The sequence below is a fragment of the Ekhidna sp. genome (genome assembly GCF_965247405.1).
Classification (GTDB): domain Bacteria; phylum Bacteroidota; class Bacteroidia; order Cytophagales; family Cyclobacteriaceae; genus Ekhidna.
The window spans coordinates 744754-764056 of sequence record NZ_OZ252014.1 but is presented as its reverse complement, the minus strand read 5'-3'; the positions used below and the strand labels follow the sequence as shown (position 1 = coordinate 764056).

18 protein-coding genes are annotated in these 19303 nt (G+C 40.9%); 9 read left to right on the top strand and 9 right to left on the bottom strand.

The genetic code is table 11. The annotated features are described in order from the left end of the window. Positions 1-34: 34 nt before the first annotated feature. Complete coding sequence (gene murB, locus ACP14Y_RS03385) at positions 35-1051, top strand: UDP-N-acetylmuramate dehydrogenase (protein ID WP_424961565.1); 1017 nt, start codon at positions 35-37, stop codon at positions 1049-1051. On the opposite strand, the gene ACP14Y_RS03380 is transcribed toward murB, so the two are convergent. Then, positions 1052-1504 (bottom strand): GNAT family N-acetyltransferase, encoded by a 453-nt coding sequence (locus ACP14Y_RS03380; RefSeq protein WP_424961564.1) that lies wholly within the window; start codon positions 1502-1504, stop codon positions 1052-1054. Positions 1505-1576: 72 nt separating this feature from the next. Here ACP14Y_RS03380 and ACP14Y_RS03375 point away from each other — a divergent pair, with 72 nt between their 5' ends. Then, positions 1577-2728 carry a DUF819 domain-containing protein gene (locus tag ACP14Y_RS03375; RefSeq protein ID WP_424961563.1) on the top strand — a complete coding sequence of 384 codons (1152 nt, stop codon included), beginning with the start codon at positions 1577-1579 and terminating at the stop codon, positions 2726-2728. A 16-nt stretch (positions 2729-2744) separates the two neighbouring features. Here the strand turns inward: ACP14Y_RS03375 and ACP14Y_RS03370 are convergent, their stop codons facing one another. Both ACP14Y_RS03370 and ACP14Y_RS03365 read right to left on the bottom strand, forming a co-directional pair. After that, complete coding sequence (locus ACP14Y_RS03370; protein WP_424961562.1) at positions 2745-3668, bottom strand: amidohydrolase family protein; 924 nt, start codon at positions 3666-3668, stop codon at positions 2745-2747. Between the two features lie 15 nt (positions 3669-3683). Further along, on the bottom strand, positions 3684-4505 hold the full coding sequence (locus ACP14Y_RS03365) for a helix-turn-helix domain-containing protein (protein ID WP_424961561.1): 822 nt from the start codon (positions 4503-4505) through the stop codon (positions 3684-3686). A gap of 192 nt (positions 4506-4697) precedes the next feature. Here ACP14Y_RS03365 and mdh point away from each other — a divergent pair, with 192 nt between their 5' ends. Both mdh and ppk1 read left to right on the top strand, forming a co-directional pair. Further along, a complete protein-coding gene (mdh, locus tag ACP14Y_RS03360) occupies positions 4698-5636 on the top strand; it encodes a malate dehydrogenase (protein WP_424961560.1) in 939 nt (312 codons plus the stop codon). Positions 5637-5711: 75 nt separating this feature from the next. After that, positions 5712-7811 carry a polyphosphate kinase 1 gene (gene ppk1 / locus ACP14Y_RS03355; protein ID WP_424961559.1) on the top strand — a complete coding sequence of 700 codons (2100 nt, stop codon included), beginning with the start codon at positions 5712-5714 and terminating at the stop codon, positions 7809-7811. A gap of 32 nt (positions 7812-7843) precedes the next feature. On the opposite strand, the gene ACP14Y_RS03350 is transcribed toward ppk1, so the two are convergent. The 5 genes from ACP14Y_RS03350 to ACP14Y_RS03330 all read right to left on the bottom strand — a co-directional run bounded on the left by ACP14Y_RS03350 (position 7844) and on the right by ACP14Y_RS03330 (position 12693). Beyond that, entirely contained in the window at positions 7844-8950 is a 1107-nt protein-coding gene (locus ACP14Y_RS03350; RefSeq protein WP_424961558.1) for an alkene reductase, read from the bottom strand. Between the two features lie 74 nt (positions 8951-9024). Beyond that, complete coding sequence (locus ACP14Y_RS03345) at positions 9025-9414, bottom strand: hypothetical protein (RefSeq protein ID WP_424961557.1); 390 nt, start codon at positions 9412-9414, stop codon at positions 9025-9027. Beyond that, entirely contained in the window at positions 9415-9744 is a 330-nt protein-coding gene (locus ACP14Y_RS03340) for a PadR family transcriptional regulator (protein ID WP_424961556.1), read from the bottom strand. A gap of 11 nt (positions 9745-9755) precedes the next feature. Further along, positions 9756-12371: an ABC transporter permease gene (locus ACP14Y_RS03335; protein WP_424961555.1), complete on the bottom strand. Its 2616-nt coding sequence runs from the start codon at positions 12369-12371 to the stop codon at positions 9756-9758. 163 nt (positions 12372-12534) lie between these two features. After that, positions 12535-12693, bottom strand: a complete 159-nt coding sequence (locus tag ACP14Y_RS03330; protein WP_424961554.1) for a DUF1328 domain-containing protein — start codon at positions 12691-12693, stop codon at positions 12535-12537. 234 nt (positions 12694-12927) lie between these two features. Here ACP14Y_RS03330 and ACP14Y_RS03325 point away from each other — a divergent pair, with 234 nt between their 5' ends. Together ACP14Y_RS03325 and ACP14Y_RS03320 are read left to right on the top strand one after the other, a co-directional pair. After that, positions 12928-13341, top strand: a complete 414-nt coding sequence (locus ACP14Y_RS03325; RefSeq protein ID WP_424961553.1) for a hypothetical protein — start codon at positions 12928-12930, stop codon at positions 13339-13341. 28 nt (positions 13342-13369) lie between these two features. Continuing rightward, complete coding sequence (locus ACP14Y_RS03320) at positions 13370-13822, top strand: hypothetical protein (protein ID WP_424961552.1); 453 nt, start codon at positions 13370-13372, stop codon at positions 13820-13822. A 55-nt stretch (positions 13823-13877) separates the two neighbouring features. Here the strand turns inward: ACP14Y_RS03320 and ACP14Y_RS03315 are convergent, their stop codons facing one another. After that, a complete protein-coding gene (locus ACP14Y_RS03315; protein WP_424961551.1) occupies positions 13878-14717 on the bottom strand; it encodes a M57 family metalloprotease in 840 nt (279 codons plus the stop codon). A 249-nt stretch (positions 14718-14966) separates the two neighbouring features. Between ACP14Y_RS03315 and ACP14Y_RS03310 the strand changes: the two genes are divergently transcribed. From ACP14Y_RS03310 to ACP14Y_RS03300, 3 genes are all read left to right on the top strand, one after another. Further along, complete coding sequence (locus ACP14Y_RS03310) at positions 14967-17738, top strand: S8 family peptidase (RefSeq protein ID WP_424961550.1); 2772 nt, start codon at positions 14967-14969, stop codon at positions 17736-17738. Positions 17739-17886: 148 nt separating this feature from the next. Continuing rightward, a complete protein-coding gene (locus tag ACP14Y_RS03305) occupies positions 17887-18519 on the top strand; it encodes an RNA polymerase sigma factor (protein WP_424961549.1) in 633 nt (210 codons plus the stop codon). After that, positions 18509-19303, top strand: a complete 795-nt coding sequence (locus ACP14Y_RS03300; RefSeq protein ID WP_424961548.1) for an anti-sigma factor family protein — start codon at positions 18509-18511, stop codon at positions 19301-19303. Before ACP14Y_RS03305 ends, ACP14Y_RS03300 begins: the two co-directional genes overlap by 11 nt.

Genomic DNA, 19303 nt, shown 5'->3' with positions numbered 1-19303 from the left:
TGATAGATTACTTTCGTGTGAAATTGATCGCACTTTGATAGTACAACAAAACGTATCGCTGAAACCTTACAATACCTTCGGCCTGAATGAAAATGCAGGTTTTCTAGCCATTATTGATTCTATCGACGACCTGGACGAGATTTATCAGACAGGACGATTTCGATCCCAGAAAAAGATGATTCTTGGAGGAGGATCAAACGTTCTGTTTACCCGTGGGTTCACGGGGGTTGTTGCCAAGAATGAAATTCGTGGCATTCAGATTCAAAATGAAACTGAAGAGGACGTACTTGTTTCAGTTGGTGCCGGTGAAAACTGGCACCAGTTTGTATTATGGTGTGTTGAGCGGGGCTTTGGGGGTGTTGAAAACCTCTCATTGATCCCAGGAACTGTGGGCGCTGCACCTATGCAAAATATAGGTGCATATGGAGTGGAGTTAAAGGAGGTATTTCATTCTTTGGAGGCCTATGAAATAAAAAGCGGTAAGACCATTCCTTTTTACAAGGAAGACTGCAAGTTCGATTATCGGTACTCTGCTTTCAAAGGCGAACTCAAAGATGAATTTGTGATTACGAAAGTATTTTTCAAGCTAACTAAGAAACCTCACTTTAATATATCCTATGGTGCCATCAAAGACACACTGGAAGAGATGGGTGTAGGAGAGTTGACACTAAAGAATGTCAGCCAGGCAGTTATTAACATTCGTCAGTCTAAGCTTCCTGATCCAGTGGAAATTGGGAATGCGGGTAGCTTTTTCAAAAATCCCATCATTGAAAAACTTCACTATGAGGCATTGGAAGCTGAATTTCCCGATATCAAGTCCTATCCACTTGATGATGATCATATTAAGGTACCGGCAGGATGGCTGATAGAAAAGGCCGGATGGAAGGGATACAAAGATGGAGAGATAGGAGTCCATGATAGACAGGCACTCGTTTTGGTTAATTTTGGTCAGGGCAGGGGCAAAGACCTTTTCAAACTTTCCCAACACATCCAAAAATCTATTCAACAGAAATTTGGAATAGAGCTGGAGCGGGAAGTGAATGTGGTTTAATCACTGAGATTGAAACGTATCAAAGTCTTCCTTACTGAGAATCATTGGTGTGATCGGGATACCGTAAAACTCCGTAGTGAGTCCAGTAATTTTTGCTCCCAGTGACAGTAATAGCTTCACGGTAACGTCTCTTGCATCAATGATTATTTCTCGAATATCCATTTGGAATAGATCACTAAAGGATTGAACTGCAAGCTTCTTTCCAAGACCATTTCCTCTTTGATGGACGCTCACAGCCAAACGGCCCCAGTGCCATTCCTTTCTATCCTTCCAGGCAGCAACGGTTCCAACTATGTTTCCATCGGCTTGAATACACCACCAGAATTGCGTTTCGAATTTTAAAGGGATTAGTTCTTTAGGTATCTGCTGTTCATGTGTAAAGACCGTCTCTAAGAATGCATAAGCATCAGGAAGTGACGATTCTTCAAGTCTGTGTACTTCCAAACATTTCATGATCACAGTTTTTAATTATGATAGCAAATAAACAAGGACACAAGACACAAAATAAGTTATTACTTTAGAAGAATGACCTACCAGCCCTTGTTTATTCTCGCTGTTCTTTTCATGTTGGTTTTTGTTAGTGAATGGCTCTGCAAACACACGTTTTTAAAGCACATAAGCAGCTCACTACTTGTGATAATACTAGGAGCTATTGTCGCAAACCTTGAGCTAATTCCTTCGGCCTCTGATTCCAGTCCCATTTATGAAGGCATTTTTAAATATGTAGCTCCTGCAAGTATTTTCTTTCTGCTGCTGGGAGTGAATTTAAAAGAACTAAGGAAAGCCGGGATTCCAATGCTTGTTGCCTTTGTGCTTGGTAGTGTTGGCACCATGATAGGCGTCATTGTTGCACTAAATATGATCGATTACGAAATGATTTTTGGCGCAAATTCTGCTGCTATTGCTGGTATGATGACGGGTACTTACACAGGCGGAAGTGCCAATTTCAATGCAGTAGCCCTGCATTATGAGGTGTTTAGGGAGGGGGCTGTCTACACTGGTGTAGTTGTGGCTGATAATATCGTGACTGCTATTTGGATGGTCATCACTCTAACCATACCGATCGTTATGCAAAAAGTCAGACCACACACAAGTATTTTAAGTGATGATAATCACGATAGTGAATTAGAACGAGAGACGGAATCCGTCGGTCCCATGAGCCTGGCAATCATTTTATTCATAGGGACAGGAGTGTTGTTTCTTTCTAATTTTCTCTCCGATTGGCTGAGCGGTTCAGGGGTAAATATTCCCTCAATTTTGATTTTAACTACTATCGCTCTTGTATTAGCACAATTCAAAATCATTCAGGCCATACCTGGAGCAAAGCTGCTGGGGATGTTTGCCATCTATCTTTTTCTGGCTGTTGTAGGTGCTTTTTGTGAGATCGGTGCGCTTATTGAAGTCGGGTCAAATGCGTTAGATATATTCCTCTTCACTACAATAATCGTTTTAATTCACGGTCTCTTTCTTCTTCTGTGCGGAACTCTTCTAAAGTCTGACTGGTCAATAATTGCAATAGCATCTCAAGCTAATATTGGAGGCCCTAGCACTGCATTGGCTCTAGCCAAAAGTGTAAAACGAAATGACCTGATTCTTCCAGCTATTCTTGCTGGTTCTTTGGGAGCGGGACTTGGGACTTATTTAGGATTCCTGGTTGCAGGATTGTTGGGTGCATGATAACTCACCCGTTTGATCAATCCTCTGATTGATGTTTGGCTACTTCTTCATCAGACAGCCTCATAAACCTTGCTGCATTACTGTAAAAAATTTTTTCCTTGTCTTCCGAAGAAAGAAAATCGTAACCGTTCAAGGTGTTGATGCTTTTTTCGATTGCATGGGGCCATACCATCTGGTCAGAACCGAACATGATTTGATCTATTAATCCATACTGTTTAGCTTTTTTCAAAAAGCGTTCTGCATAATCCATTGGCATCACATCCACCCACAAAAGAACACCTAGGTCTGCATAGAGCTTTGGGTACATGGCCATCAAGCGCAGAGCATTTTCGTAGAACACTTCACCGGCATGCATCATATATATCCTTAGTTTAGGGTATTTTACGATTACATCTTCAATCTCCAACGGATCTCCCAGTTTCAATCTGAAATGAGGACAGCACCTAAAGGTGGTTTCTTGTGGACCTCCACCAGTGTGAACAGCCACAGGTATGTCGTATCGTTCACAGATATTCAGGTAAGGTTCGAAAGCTGGATCTGAAAGCGTATAACCTCCATAGATGGCACCTATTTCACCAAACACCTTCATCTTTCCCGAGATAATCAGCTCTTTGAAAGCTGTAGTATCAGTCGGGGGTTGTTCAGTCATGTATCCCGGTATAAATACATTGTTTTCATCCAGGTCCATCAAGCCCGCTGCAGGGCTGACCATTGCTTTTACGATATTGTGTTTAGCAATATACCTCATCACTTCAGCTCTGAAATCTGAAACGTTTATTGGAGGCATGGTACCATCTTTAGCTGGAACTGCATAGTGATTTTCTTGGGTGTAGTCATGCAAATGCATGTCAATAATGGGACCTGTGTATGACTGAGCAAGCGCCATCAGAGAGAATGCAAAGAGAAAGCTGGTTGAAATAGATCTTTTAGGTTGAATCATTAAACTAAAAATTAACTATTCGAAAGTAATGGGTGCCTCAGAACGAAAATTGTAAAAATCGGAACTCTTTCCATGAGTACGGCAATATTCTCCCGGAGATATACCGGCAATACTTTTAAAGTCTTTGATGAAATGAGCCTGATCGTAGAAGCCGTTTAGAAGGGCAACTTCCGTGAATGATTGATTGGATTTTAAGGACAACTGTTGAGCTGTCTTATTGAAGCGAATGATTTTTTGATAGTAACCAGGCGAAAGTCCAATCTGATTGGTAAACAATTTTCGCAATCCTCGGGCAGATAGGCATGCTTCATCACTCAATTCATCCATCGTTAGTCGATTCGATGTGTGGATCATAGAGATTAAATGACTTAAACGAGTATCGAAGCAAATGTTCTGCACCTGTCGCTCCATGTAATTCTCCAGTATTTCAAATAGCTGCCGAACTTCATTAGCACAGAGAAGCTCGTCTCTTAAGCGTTCACAATCACTCTGAGGAAATAACATTTCCATACTATTGTTAGCATTGAGCAGCTGATGCATTGGAATACGTTTAAATGCATATAACCCGTAAGGCTTAAATTGTACGGTTACCAAGCGAAGGTTATGAGTACATTTCATACTCACCGTGGTGGTGCATGCGGTAGAAACACCGGTCTCCCTTTTAGTATCCTTAAACTCAATGTGATCAGAAAGACAAATAGCAATATTGGTGGTGACATTTGGGAACAAAGACAACCAATCTTCACATGGGTCAGTTGGTTGTTGCTCTGCATAACTCATAAAGTTTATGACTTGCTGAAGACGTTTACTTTTAGGTATGTAGAGGTCTTGAATCATTCGTGATGCACTTAGCAAGTGGCTATAGTTAAAGATAGTAGATTTTTAATCTTCCAAGGGATAACCTGTTTTAATTGAGACCCATACAAAAGTTCAGGCTTAGATTTCAAGGTGCTTCAGTCTAAAAATTCTCCTCACTTTCAACTACTTTTGCGCTGAAATTTTTAATCCCAACAATAAAAGAAATAGATCATGAAGGTAACTGTAGTAGGCGCTGGAGCCGTTGGCGCAAGTTGCGCAGAATACATCGCAATCAAAGATTTTGCATCGGAAGTTGTACTTATCGACATCAAAGAAGGATTTGCTGAAGGTAAAGCAATGGACCTAATGCAGACTGCATCTTTAAACAGCTTTGATACCAAGATTACTGGTACGACAAACGATTACTCCAAGACTGCCGGAAGCGATGTTGCAGTTATTACTTCTGGTATACCTCGAAAGCCTGGAATGACGCGTGAAGAACTGATTTCTACGAACGCAGGTATTGTGAAGTCAGTGGCAGAGAACCTAATCAAGCACTCTCCGGAAGTAATCATCATCGTGGTTTCTAACCCGATGGATACGATGACCTATCTGGCTCATAAAGCGTTGGGGCTACCAAAACACCGTATCATTGGAATGGGTGGAGCACTAGATTCCGCAAGGTTTAAATACCGATTGTCTGAAGCGTTGGATTGCCCGGCTTCTGATGTGGATGGAATGGTGATCGGTGGTCACAGTGATACAGGCATGATTCCTCTCACAAGACTGGCGACAAGAAACAGTGTGCCTGTTTCCAAATTTTTGAGCGAGGATAAACTAAACTATGTTTTGGAAGAAACGAAGGTAGGTGGTGCAACGCTCACCAAATTGTTGGGTACTTCTGCATGGTACGCTCCTGGCGCAGCAGTATCTGCGATGGTACAGGCTATTGCATGTGATACCAGGAAAATGTTTCCATGCTCTTGCATGCTGGATGGTGAGTACGGTCTCAATGATATTTCAATTGGAGTGCCAGCAATCATCGGAAGAAATGGCGTGGAGCAAATTGTAGAAATCGAGCTGGATGATACTGAGAAAGCTAAACTGGAAGAAAGTGCTGCTGCAGTAAGTAAAACAAACAGTGTGCTTTCTGAGATGAATATCATTTAAGAATATACAAAACGATATTATAGGCCTGTTTCACATCTGGTGGGACAGGCTTATTTTTGTTTAATACCATACCAAATGCAAAATACCCAGAACCTTATACGCAAAAGCGACCTCATCAGCCGTGACCTGAGCTGGCTTCAGTTCAATCATCGGGTGCTTGATCAAGCCAGAAAAGAGAAAAGAAATCTTTTCGAAAAGCTGAAGTTTCTGGCGATTACTTCAAGCAATGCAGATGAGTTCAACATGATTCGGGTGGGTAGTTTGTATAATTACCTGGATTATGGGAACGACCGTGTCGATTATTCCGGATTAAGAGCCATTCCATTTAAGAACGAGTTACTCGCTGGTTTAAAAGAGTTTGGGAAGCAACAAAACCAGCTTTTTTTGGACCTCAAGCCTTCTTTCAAGAAACACAACTTTGAGATTAAAGGGTATGATGAGCTGACCGATAAACAAAAGAAGTCGGCAAACAAATATTTTGAAAAGACCATCTTTCCGATGCTTACGCCGATGGTATTTGACCCCTATCATTCATTTCCGATTTTGATGAATAACATCCTCATATTTGGGGTTGTCACCAAGGCCTTGAAGTCCCGGGAGAAGAAGAAGATGTCTTTTATTCAGTTGCCGCAAAACCTCCCACGGTTTTTCGAGATCAATGAAAAGGACAAAGTTACATTTGTTCCGATTGAACGAATTGTTCAACAACATTTTGACCGACTGTTTAAAAATGTTGATATCATCTCCAGCTCACTTTTCCGCGTGACGCGGAATGGTGACTTCACATTGGAAGAGTCCGAAGATATTGAGGCAAACTTCCTGGAAGAGATGAAGAAAAAACTCAAGACCCGAAAGACCGGACGGGTGGTGAGAATGGAAGTAGAGGAGGGTGGAGATCCATGGTTGATTAAACAATTGAAAAAGCGCTATGAGATTGGAAGCGAAAACATAAAAATCACTCCTGAGGGTTCACTGATTGATTTCACGTGTCTGTGGCAAATAGTAAACCACGAGGAGTTTAAATCTTTTCTACCCGTTCGCCCAAAACCTGTTCCACCAGTGAGCATGTCGGACGTGGAGCATCAGGATATGTTTAAGATCCTAAAAGACCGGGATATCCTACTTCATCATCCATACAATACGATTGAGCCATTGTTGGATTTATTGGAGCAAGCGGCTGATGACCCTCATGTGCTGTCCATTAAACTTACGATCTATCGTTTGGCGAAGGACAGCAGGGTGGTTGAGGCCTTGCTACAAGCTGCCGAAAATGGCAAACACGTATCGGTTCTCTTCGAAGTTAAGGCTCGCTTTGATGAAGAAAACAATATGAAGCAGGCGCAACGGCTTCAAAAGGCGGGTTGCTTTGTGATATATGGTGTTGGTTCTTTGAAGACGCATACTAAGCTTTTGTTAATCGTAAGGAAAGAAAAAGAAAAGGTAAATCGGTTTGTGCATATGAGTAGTGGTAACTACAATGAAGCAACTTCTAAGCTTTACACGGATATGAGTCTCCTTACATCGGATGAATCATACGCCAACGATGTGCAGGAATTCTTCAATGTAATCACCGGACACTCCATGCCTGAGGAGTATGATAACTTGATTACGGCCCCAACCCAAATGCGGAAGGATCTTATCAGGCTTATCGATATGGAACGAGAAAATGCAATCGCTGGCATTCCAAGTGGGATAGTGATTAAGCTCAATTCGCTTCAAGATAAAGATGCGATCATGGCTTTATATGAGGCTTCAAAAGCGGGGGTGCCTATAAAGTTGATCGTTAGAGGTATTTGCTGTTTAAGACCGGGAAGAGAAGGCCTTAGCGAAAATATTACCGTTCGTTCAATTGTAGGTGAATATTTGGAACACTCACGAATTTTCTATTTCCACAATGGGGGAGATCCTAAAGTCTATTGCGGGAGTGCGGATATGATGGTACGTTCATTCGACCGTCGGTTGGAGTCGCTCTTCATTATAAAAGATCCACTATTAAAACAGCAGGCAATTAATATTTTGGCATACAATCTCCGGGATAACGTCAACTCTTATGAAATGAAAGAAAGTGGAGAGTATGTTCATTTAGAGCCCAATGGACAAACTATTTTTGATATTCATCAGGAGTTTTACAAGGTTAGAAGAGAGACTATTATGAAGGCTAAACTTTTAGGATAAAAAAAGCCCGCCAAGAGGCGGGCCTATCACCACTAACCAACACTACTACTCATTTCTAATTCCGGATAATCGGTATAACCTTTTTCTCCCGGAGTGTAGAATGTATCAAAATCAGGCTCATTTAGATCAGCATGCTGTTTCATTCGCTCAATTAAGTCCGGGTTAGCCAGGAATGGCCTTCCAAAAGCAACTAAATGACCCAAGCCATCTTCCAAATCTTTTTCCGCAGCACTTCTATCATATCCACCGGAAATGATAATGGTTCCTCCAAATCGGTTTCTGATGCCTTCCTTAAGCGACTTTGGTACTTCCGGAGTTCCCATGGATGAATGATCCACTAAGTGAATGTAGACCAGACCAAGCTTCTTCAATTTTTCGGCCAGATAGAAGTAAGTTTCTTCTTGCCCATCAAATGGATTAAGGTCATTAAAGGCACCTCCTGGAGAGAGCCTGATACCTACTTTATCAGCGCCAATAGCATCAACAGTTTTGGAAGCTACCTCCAGTACAAATTTGGATCTTCCTTCTACTGCACCGCCGTATTCATCTGTTCTTCTGTTGCTACCTGGATTGATGAATTGCTCAATGAGATATCCATTAGCGCCATGTAACTCAACTCCATCAAATCCTGCTGAGATGGCGTTCTTCGCTGCTTGAACATGCTCTTCTATCACCTCCTCAATATCTTCCTTCGTCATTTCCTTGGCAACTGGTATTTTTTGAATTCCCTCTTGGTCGGTATACATTTCTGTATTTGCTGGCGCGATAGGAGAAGGAGCAATTACCTCGGCACCTTCAGGAAGATTCAATGGATGAGAAATACGACCTGTGTGCATTAATTGCATAAAAATCTTACCGCCTTTATCATGAACTGCTTTGGTGATAGGCTTCCATGCTTCAATCTGCTCCTGATTGTATATACCAGGTATTCTAGGGTATCCGGCACCATTTGGAGAAGGAGCTGTACCTTCTGTTATGATAAGACCAGCACCAGCTCTTTGACCGTAATAGGTAGCCATGATAGCGGTTGGAACGTGATTTTTATCCGCTCTGCTTCGGGTCATTGGTGCCATTACTGCTTTATTCTTAAGTGTCAAGCCACCAAGTTGATTGGTTTCAAATAGGATAGAATTACTCATAATTATTTAAAGTATTTACATTTAATGTACATACATATAAAAGTGATTATAAGTTCTATTTGTTTAGATAATTTTTATAAATTCTCAGAATAGCTGATCATCTGTCGAATGAACTTGTCGTTCTTTGGATCATTAAACTGGATGAAATGATCTTCGCTTTCCAGCCTTAGCGAGCCTTCGTAGTTGACTTGAAGTGTCTTGTAAGGCATGATCCATGAATATTCCTGAAGTTTATAGCGGAAGTGAACAATGATACCTTTTGGTCGTAGTTCGATGCTTGCTGACGAAATATAGTGTTCAGCATTCATGTATTTTTTATAATCTTCACTTATTTCATGAATGGTCATTCTCCTGGAACCGATTCCACCCATTTTCCAACGATCTTTCCAATTAAAGGCTGTTCCAACTTCGCTATTTATTTTTCGTGTGGTCTCTTTATCAGGGTATGAGGTATCAAAAATCATTTACGTATTAAATGCCACGGAAGGGATTTCATCCCAAATGGCATTCCGTTGTTCTTTCACTTGTTCCAACACCTTCTGACCGGATTTTGTTACTCTAAAAAGATGTTTTCTGCGTCCACCTCGTTCAGGTGTGGCGCCATCGTATCGCGAGTCGACATACCCTTTCGATTGCAATCGGGCGAGTGCAGCATGAACCGTGCTGATGGTTATGGATCGGTTACTTCTTTTCTTTATTTCCTTTTGAATAGCTACCCCATAGGCTTCATCATAAAGAACCGCCACGGTAAGCATGATTAACTCTTCTAATTCGCCCAGATTAGTTCCTTTCATATGGTGATTTTTTATTCGTTGCTTAATGTTTCTGAAGGATTGGCATTCGCAGTTCGTAATGACAATCCGCTTATTATTAATGTACTTATCATTAGGGTAATTCCTCCGGCAATGATGAAAGCATTAACACCTAAAGAAGTTTTGTAGACAAACTGATCCAGCCAATCCAATATTAGAAGATAGGCAAGTGGAGCAGCAATAATGAAGCTTATTACTACTATCGCCACAAATTGCTTGTTCATCATAGAAACAATGCTGGATACTGGTGCTCCAAGCACTTTTCTGATGCTGATTTCTTTGGTTCGCTGCTGCAACAGCAAAGCGGTAAGTCCATACAAGCCAAGCGCACACAGTATAATACTAATGACTGCATAGATGGTGCTCATGCTTAGTACCTGTTCTTCTTTCTCATAAAGTTCAGCGAACCACTCATCTACGAAGTAATAACTGAGCGGCGTGCGCTCTGCCAACTCATCGTAGGTATCAGCAATGTAGCTTACTGTTTCCTTAAAATCTCCAGGACCAATTTTGATGGAGGCATAGTTCTGCGACAGATTGACAAACAAGATCATTGGTTCTATATCTGATGTAGCGAGTGAGTTGATGTGGAAGTCATTTACCACACCGATGATGTCATAAGAATTTCCGGAGGAAAAAGTTACTTTTTTATTAAGCGGATTTTCCCATTTTGTGTACTCCAAAAAGGCTTGATTTACCATCAACGCAGAGGAGTCGGCTCCAAAACCTTTTTGAAACGCCCTACCTAAAACGGTCTCAATGCCATATGTGTCAAAAAAATCATAATCCACACCATACATACGGGTACTTAGCTCACCGTTATAGCCTTCGGGCGTCACACGGGTAGTATATGATCCGCCACCGATCGCGGACCTTCCGGAAGAAACGGAAACAATATTTGGATGGCTCATTAACTTTTCCCTGAAAATATCAGCTTTACCACCTACCTCATTATAAATATCCACAACTAGAATCTGTTCTTTATCGAATCCAAGAGGTTTATTCAACAAATAGTTGGTTTGTCTGATAATTGCGATTGTGCAGATGATCAGAAAAATGGAGGTAGCATATTGCAGTACAAGCAGGGTCTTTCTAAACCATCCGGTTCCCTTTACCGTACCGGCCCCTGATTTAAGAATAATGGCGGTAGACGGGGAGGACAATACAAGCGCCGGGTAAGCACCCACTAGAAAACTAATAATCAGAATAAAGGAGAGTAATCCAAAGATGACAACTGGTTGGAACAAAGCCATTCTTGGAATGTCTTTTCCTGCTAGGGCATTAGCCTCGGGGATGAGCAGATAAACGACAATCAAGCTGATTATAGAGGAAATTAGTGTAATGAAAATAGTCTCAGATACAAATCGACCCATCAGCTGTTTTCTGGTAGATCCCATTACCTTTCTTATTCCTACCTCGGTGTGAGTTTGTGAGGCTCTGGATAAGGCAATGTTCATGTAATTGACACTGGCAATGATTAAAATGAGGATCGCGGAAAATGCGATCAATTGAAGGAATTTGATGCTTCCGGTTTTCATTCCTCTTCCATTCATTATATTGTCACCATATAAATACATCGCCTCAAGAGTTTGGAGCTTGAGAAAGTAGTTTTCAGCTCGCTCCGGAAAATGAAGCTTCGTCATGTCAAGCAGCTTGTCTTCAACCAATTTTGGGTTTGCTTCATCTGACAATTTCACAAAGGTGTATATTCCCTGGGCTAGCCAGTTATTCATCCAATTCTGAGCCATAGGCCCAATATTAGGTACAGTGGTCGTCCAGGAGATTAATGCATCAAATTGCAATGAGGATTGACGGGGTGGTGATTTAAACACTCCTGTTACAGTAAATTTTAAGTCGCCACTCACTCCCTGAATGATCTGACCTACAGGATCTTGATCCCTGAACAATGCTTTGGAAAGCTGCTCACTTAAAACAATTGTAGATGGTGCTATAAGCGCAGTTTTTTTATTTCCTTTCACCAGGTCCACGTCGAATAGCTCTAGGAATGATGAATCAACTACGTACATAGACTCACTTAGGACGTTCTTATCTTCTAGTGAAAAAACCACCTGATCCCACCATGGCAATACGCGGGTGAAAGCCTCGATTTCAGGATATTCATCAGTCATGGTAGGCCCCATCATCCCCGAGGTTTCATAGGTAAGCAAATCTTTATTTTCAGCTACGTTGATATGTCTTTTATACAGACGATATATCTGATCCTGATTGTCTACATGTTTATCATAGCTTAGCTCATCTGCAATAAAAACCAGAGCATATAATGAACAAATGATTGCAACAGTCAATCCGACCAGATTGATTGCAAAAAATGATTTATGCCTCATCAATGAGCGATAAGAGGTCAGTAAGTAGTTGGTCCAAATTGCTTTCATGTTTGATACTCTTTTTGATCTTCTTTTAAATCGAATCCTGAAAAAACCAATGGCCTGCAGCAAGTACAGAATCTTGGCTTTTACAAGGCCTTTCAATTCTACATTCTCTAAAAAGAGTTCCTCCAAATCCCCTGAAATGCCCTCAAATAGATAAGGTTCACAGTACCGTTCAACAAGTCGCTGAATCCATCCTGGCGGTTTTACTTTCTGTTTCATTTGAAGGCACTACTTCAGTTTCTTTGTAAGGTTACTAAATCTTTCGTATATGTAGAAATTGAAACTAGGAAGTCCTTACGAGTTTGGTTGAAAATTAGTTTCGTATTTGTAGAAATTGATGGTAAAAAAAATACTCAGTCACCATGACTGAGTATTTAAATACTCATGCGAAGAGATCCGTAACTAATGAGAGGATCAATAAAATAACGAAAACAAAGAATAGGAATCGCGCGATTCCGGCAGCTCCTCTCGAAATTTTAGAGAATCCAAACAGCCCTGCTACCAATGCAACGATAAGAAATATTAATGTCCATGTAAGCATGTCAATTTAATGTTTAGTTGTAAATGCTTTCATTAAATGAGAAAACTGTGCCGATGGATAATTGGGTCTGTTGAGGGATTTTCCATTGGAAATCCATCTCAATCTGATTAAGCGATTCTCAATTTGAGAGCATTGTCAGCGACAACCCTTCACTTAGATGCTATATGTGGCTTTTTTCTTATTGGTACAATTTTTCTATCAGTCAGGTCAATGAATGTTAAAAACTATATGACAATGAAAACAAAAATTCAATATTCGAAAATCACACTAAAAACGTTATCAATTCTGGCGTTAATTTTCTTGTTCGCATGCAGTTCCGGTAGTAGCAACGAAAGTGGCTTGGAAGAACAGAAAGAGGAGGTTGTTGAAGACCTTGAGAAAATGAAGTCTAGCATTAATGCCGCAATCGATGACATTGAAGATAAGCTGAATATCAATGAAGGCCCGGTAGAGCGTACTCTTGAGGAAGCGAAAGCTGACCTTGAAATGAGGAAAGAAGAGCTGGAAGAAGCAATAGAACAAACAAAAAATGCAACTAAGGATAACTGGAACAATGTAAAGACAGAGGTAAATGATGCTATGTCTGAAGTTGAGAAGGGATACCAGGAAGTGAAGAAAGACATTGAGGAATTATTTTCGGAATCATAATCCTTCGATTACAGTTATGTTTGTTGATATGGCAGTTTCAAAACCAGTAGTACATAAAGCATGCAGAGATTACCTCGAGAAGAAAATTGAGGCCTTGCAAGCAGAATTGGATGCAGTAAGGGACTCGGCAATTGCTGAAACCAAAAGCAGTATGGGGGACAAGTATGAGACCGGACGAGAAATGATGATGCAAGAGCGAAACCGTCTCGGAAAGCAGTTAGACTTACTTACTGATCAACGAGCCACATTGGACGCTATAGATCCGGATAAGAATTGCAGTGAGGTAAAACATGGATGCATGGTCGCTACGGATAAGTCGATGTTTTACCTTGGTGCTGCACTAGGTCAGATCGAGGTAAAAGGGAAACAGATTTTTGTCATTTCTGGAAATGCGCCAATAAGCAAAGCAATGGAAGGAAAAGTGGAAGGTGAAACTTTCAACTTTAATGGAGTATCACACACCATTAATAGTATTTCGTAAAAAAAGAAAAGCCGGCTATATAGCCGGCTTTTTTGGTGAGGGCAATTATTTGCAATTAGTATAGGTACTCAAGAGCTACCTCATCGTAATTTCCAAACTCGCCATCTTCATTTGCACTGAAGCAAGAAAGCATTACAGAGTTTGCATCAAATCCGGTAGGTGTTCCAGGAATATGAACAGCGCCAACTCCACCGTCACCTTCGTTACCTCCAGATCCACAAGAAAGTGATCTGTTGAAGTAGTCTGTGTGACGAAGGCCTAAGCAGTGACCCATTTCGTGAGTAATCACGTGCTCAGTAGTGTTAGTACCATAGCTGCTGGTTCCTGAAAGGATATTGATCCACTTATATGGATTACCCCCTGAAGGGAATCCTGCAGATCCACCGCCACCACCACTGGTTTTGTAGACTACCATGTCATAAGAACCAGTGCTCGTGCCAAATGCAAGTGTGAAATTCAAACCGATGTTCAGTCTGTTATAGTTATTAACAGCCCACTGAAGTGCGGTTCTCATTGTGTTGTCTAGTGCATAAGACCCTCCAGTGTAGCCCAATACACGGATGGTTTGATTGTTACTCACTAGGTTGTTGGTTCGGTACTGTTCACCCACAGCGCCAATGTGAAAGATGTCACTGTCCAACATCTCTCTTCTTTGAGTTTCAGAGATCAAGATATCGCCCTCTAGCAGATATTGCTTACTTGATACTCCTGTGATGGGATTGTGATGATTTACCATTTGGATGTCACTCACATCGAATCCAAGGTCAGTAAATTGTGCAAGCACGTCATCAGAAATCTCATCGACTTGTGGCTCATCCTCCGTGTTACAAGAGGTGAAACCGAATGCTAGAAACATTACTAGCACGCTCCATAGCGCATAATTTAATCTTCTCATAATAATATTAGGTTAAACATTTACCGCCAATATAAAAAATTCTGAATTAATACAAACAAGCAATATTCTATTTTTTTATCAACATTATCAGTTGATAAAACAAATATAATTTTGATCAAAATCAATAAAGTGCAATTATAAAATGCAAATTGATTTTAATTCAATATTCAATATTGGAAATATCCATTAATCGACGAATAATATTTTTTCATCGAAGATATCTTGTGTTTTATCTAATTTGGCGAATCTATGAGAGGAATAATTTTGGGTGCCTTACTAATTATTTGGTGGAGTGCTGTCTTTTCACAAAAAACGGAGAATTGGAGGGCCTTTATTGATAACAAGAACCAAGCAAGAGAGGTGATTGGTGATGGAGTTTTTATGGTGGAATCAACTAAGTCTGAATTAATTGAAAAAGGCTCCTTAGTAATTCTGAGAACAATTGATCGATTACATCATATTGTTAAAGGATCCGTTTCTGCAGATGATAAGTCGTGGCTGGTAAATGATGATTGGAAGCTTAATGTATCTGGATCAGACGCTATTTCTCATTACTATGTTGTAACAAGCTCCACTTTTAGTTTGGACCAATTGGACGCTTTCGATATTGTGCGATATTATGAGTCGAACAATACTTATTTAATTGAGGGAGAACTAGAGACAATTAAACGTTTACTTTTATCAAATCCGGATGTAATCCACATTACAGATAAAGTTGCAAGACCCACGGTGGAAAATCGGGTGATAGACCTAAACTTAAATCCTAATCGAGTCAATAAAATCCATCACCACTATCCACTACTTGATGGCTCCTCAGAAATCATTTCTATTCAGGAAAATAGATTTGACGAAGAAGACATTGATCTACTCAATAGGAGTATTGTTACAGGACTTGAAAGCGAAACATCCGATAACCACGCAACTGAGATGGCCACCATCATTGCTGGGAAGGGAAACTCATTTATAACTGGGAAAGGAGTTGCTCAAGATGTTACCATTACTTCCTCAGATTTTTTCGACGCTATGCCCGATCCGGATGGCTCATACATTGAACTGGGGGTAAGTACGCAAAATCATTCTTATGGAATCCCTCGAGAAAATGAGTATGGTGTTGAGGCCAGGGCTTTTGACATTAGTGCTTATAATAATAGAAATCTGCTGCATGTGTTCTCCAGTGGAAATGAAGGTCTGGAGGTATCTGCTGATGGAGTGTATCAGGGTATTGAAGGGTTTGCCAACCTAACTGGGAATATCAAAATGACTAAGAACTCCTTGATTGTGGGCTCAACCGACACGGTGGGTAATGTCCCGTCTTTCGTATCCAGAGGGCCGACATATGATGGACGTGTTAAGCCGGAGGTGGTAGCTTACAGTGTGGTAGGGAGTTCAAATTCTGCTGCCTTAGTTTCTGGAGTAGCAGTGCTTTTGCAGCAGCAATATCGTGAGGACAATGGCACGGATATGCCTTCTTCATTGGTGAAAGCAATCCTAATAAACAGTGCAGATGATGTGGGGCCTGATGGATTAGATTTTCTCACCGGATATGGCAGTGTAAACGCGTGGAGAAGTTTAGAGTCACTAAGGAACGATCAGTATTTTGAAGGTTCAGTCACAAATGGTAATACCGAATCATTTAATTTAAACCTTCCTGCTGATGCCGTGAATTTAAAAGCAACTCTTGTGTGGACAGATCCTGCTGCCAATGTTAAAGACTTTCCCGCACTTGTTAATGACCTGGATTTACGTCTGATAGCTAGTGATTTATCGACGATCTTGCCGTGGGTTCTTGACCCCAGTCCAAATGTGTCTGACCTATCTAAACCAGCGATCAGAGGAATTGATGATCTTAACAATGTAGAGCAGGTAACTATTTCGAGCCCGACTACAAATTATACCTTAGAAGTGGAGGGATCTGCCGTTGCGGGTTCTCAGGATTTTTACATCGCCTGGCAATATGATGTTGCAGATACTTTTGAGTGGGACTACCCTACGGGAAGTGACAATATGCCCTACAATGGAGAGACAGGTTCGTATTTCAGGTGGTCTACCACCAAAACTGGAACTGGAGAATTGGCTTATTCTGAGGATGAAGCGAATTGGATAGTGCTGGACTCCAATGTGGATCTAACTAAAGGCTTGTGGCGATGGAATAATCCACCTCAAATCAGCAATGCGGTGAAAGCCAGGATGACCATTGGAGTAAAAATATTTGAGACTGATTTCTTTACTGTTTCAGAGCCGCTATCAGCCTCTGTGGGATTCAACTGTGCCGATTCACTGATGCTAAGGTGGAACCCTTCTCCAAATGCAATAGACTATACCGTATTTAGTTTAGGTGTTGAGGAACTTGAGATGGTCACCACAGTTTCAGACACTTTTCTGGTCATCCCTGACACCAGCGTCTTTTCGACCAGAAAGTTTAGTATTCAACCAAATTTACCTGATGGTAAAGGCTTGCTGCCGGCACCAACATTTGATTACACCTTGCAAGGAGTCGATTGCTATGTGTTTTCGTTTTTTCAAACGGTTGCTTTGGATACTGGTATTTATTTAAACCTGCGGTTAGGTACCACTTATGGAATGGAAGAGGTCATATTTGAAAGAAATGAGTTTGATTCATTCACTACTATTGAGACAATTAGTAGTCCGGATTATGAAGAGATTACTTTTTTGGATACTGATCCCAACCAAGGGTACAACGAGCATCGAGCTATTATACGTTTTGAAAATGGCCAAGAGCTTATCCTTTCAGCAGGCTCTTCTTATTATATGACAGAAATTCCGCTTCGTATTTTTCCGAACCCGGCCATAGTGGGAGAAAGCCTTGGCATCATAACTCGTTCGTTTGAAGACCGAACACCTATTTTGGAGCTTATAGATGACAGGGGAGCACTGGTTCATAAACAGGAGATTCAGGGTACTCAGGACGATATTCCTACAGTTAGATTAAAACCTGGCGTATATTTCTATCGATTATATGCTGATGGTGAAGTCTTTACCGGGCGCCTCCTTATTCGGTAAATTCACTTTATTTTGCACTGACAGTCAAGGTGTTAAGGTTTTATTATGAAAAATGTGGATCTGGCTAAAACTATTTTAGTCTTGATATCATCCTAGAGGAAACCAACCGAAGTATGGCGGGAAAAACGAAGATCAATAACCTGGGCTTATGCAAGTCGATCAGATAAATAAAAGCATGATATCTGCAGATGTTCTGATTGAGAAAGCACAGGCCGGAGATGAGCAGTCATTCAACCAACTAGTGAACTTGTGGTATAAGCGTATTTATAACTACACTTTAAAGCAATGTTCACATGATGAATTGGCGGCAGATATTACACAGCGAACGTTTATCGCTGTATTCAAAAACCTACCTAAGCTAAAAGAGATCAAGGCATTTAAGTCCTGGATCTATCGAATAGCTACCAACTATTGTCATGAAGAGGGTCGGAAGATAGCAAAGGGAAAAACAGTCCCTTTTACCATAATTAAAAACGATGATGGTGATACCATCGTTGCTGAAGAAGGCGAAGCGCAGGGCATATTTTTTAATCCCGAGATGTCTTTTAGGCAGCTGGAGTTGGAGAATATTTTGTTTGGGTGTCTTCAGAGTATCCCAAAGGATCAACGTACAGTAATCATCATGAAGGAGTACGAAGGAATGAAATTTAGAGAAATAGCAGAGGTGCTCGATACTTCTGAGAATACAGTGAAGACCTGGCTTTACAGAGGGCTGAAGCTGCTGAAAGTCAAACTTGAAGAAAGAAACATAACGAAAGAAACATTGAGCTATGAATTATAAACCAGAAGAATCAACACTGATTGCTTACCTGTATGGTGAGTTGACTGGTGAGGAGAAGATAAAAGTGGAGCAATACCTTTCTGAAAATCAGGAGGCAAGGAGGGAGCTTGATGAGATGAAGGAAGTGCTTGGGATCATGGGCCATGCGAAAGACCGAGAGGTGGAAGCCCCTGTTTTTTCGTTCAGTAGTCCTTCCAAAGTAATTGTGGATAGTAAAGATCGTGGAAGCTGGTGGCGTTATCCATTGGGCATAGCAGCAAGTCTTGCTTTACTAATGGTGGTTGGATATCTCACTTCATTCAACGTATCGTCGGCGAATGGAGAATTAATAGTAGCGTTTGGGGGTCAAAAAGATGTTCGTGGAGAGATGTTTACCAAAGGAGAGGTGAAGGAAATGATCACCTTGGCTTTGGATGAGAATAACAAACTGGTCAATCAACAAATTGAAGATACAAAGGAAAACCTTTTGACAAAAGTTAATCAACAACCACCTGCTAAACTAGATGAGCAACTTTTGAATGAATACATTCAGCGACTAAGACAATACAATGCCGCTACTATGGCAGGTTTACTCGAAGAATCTGAGCAGGAACAAAGAAGGTACACCGAGCAGATCGTTCAGGATTTGGCAATCTTCATGGACTTACAGCGACAAGATGATTTAGAGTTGATTCAATCTCGAATTGAAAACTTGTCAGAAGATACCAGGAGATTCAATCAGCAAACAGGTCAGATTATTACTAGTCTACTTTCGGATGAAACGCAAAATGAAAATCAATACTAA

What these genes read in the sequence shown, in the direction of transcription:
- ACP14Y_RS03340 (WP_424961556.1), bottom strand. Translation starts at nt 9,744, where the DNA reads ATGAAAGGAACTAATCTGGGCGAATTAGAAGAGTTAATCATGCTTACC.
- ACP14Y_RS03320 (WP_424961552.1), top strand. Translation starts at nt 13,370, where the DNA reads ATGGCAGTTTCAAAACCAGTAGTACATAAAGCATGCAGAGATTACCTC.
- ACP14Y_RS03370 (WP_424961562.1), bottom strand. Translation starts at nt 3,668, where the DNA reads ATGATTCAACCTAAAAGATCTATTTCAACCAGCTTTCTCTTTGCATTC.
- ACP14Y_RS03330 (WP_424961554.1), bottom strand. Translation starts at nt 12,693, where the DNA reads ATGCTTACATGGACATTAATATTTCTTATCGTTGCATTGGTAGCAGGG.
- ACP14Y_RS03315 (WP_424961551.1), bottom strand. Translation starts at nt 14,717, where the DNA reads ATGAGAAGATTAAATTATGCGCTATGGAGCGTGCTAGTAATGTTTCTA.
- ppk1 (WP_424961559.1), top strand. Translation starts at nt 5,712, where the DNA reads ATGCAAAATACCCAGAACCTTATACGCAAAAGCGACCTCATCAGCCGT.
- ACP14Y_RS03375 (WP_424961563.1), top strand. Translation starts at nt 1,577, where the DNA reads ATGACCTACCAGCCCTTGTTTATTCTCGCTGTTCTTTTCATGTTGGTT.
- ACP14Y_RS03365 (WP_424961561.1), bottom strand. Translation starts at nt 4,505, where the DNA reads ATGATTCAAGACCTCTACATACCTAAAAGTAAACGTCTTCAGCAAGTC.
- ACP14Y_RS03345 (WP_424961557.1), bottom strand. Translation starts at nt 9,414, where the DNA reads ATGATTTTTGATACCTCATACCCTGATAAAGAGACCACACGAAAAATA.
- ACP14Y_RS03350 (WP_424961558.1), bottom strand. Translation starts at nt 8,950, where the DNA reads ATGAGTAATTCTATCCTATTTGAAACCAATCAACTTGGTGGCTTGACA.
- ACP14Y_RS03305 (WP_424961549.1), top strand. Translation starts at nt 17,887, where the DNA reads ATGCAAGTCGATCAGATAAATAAAAGCATGATATCTGCAGATGTTCTG.
- ACP14Y_RS03310 (WP_424961550.1), top strand. Translation starts at nt 14,967, where the DNA reads ATGAGAGGAATAATTTTGGGTGCCTTACTAATTATTTGGTGGAGTGCT.
- ACP14Y_RS03380 (WP_424961564.1), bottom strand. Translation starts at nt 1,504, where the DNA reads ATGAAATGTTTGGAAGTACACAGACTTGAAGAATCGTCACTTCCTGAT.
- mdh (WP_424961560.1), top strand. Translation starts at nt 4,698, where the DNA reads ATGAAGGTAACTGTAGTAGGCGCTGGAGCCGTTGGCGCAAGTTGCGCA.
- ACP14Y_RS03335 (WP_424961555.1), bottom strand. Translation starts at nt 12,371, where the DNA reads ATGAAACAGAAAGTAAAACCGCCAGGATGGATTCAGCGACTTGTTGAA.
- ACP14Y_RS03300 (WP_424961548.1), top strand. Translation starts at nt 18,509, where the DNA reads ATGAATTATAAACCAGAAGAATCAACACTGATTGCTTACCTGTATGGT.
- ACP14Y_RS03325 (WP_424961553.1), top strand. Translation starts at nt 12,928, where the DNA reads ATGAAAACAAAAATTCAATATTCGAAAATCACACTAAAAACGTTATCA.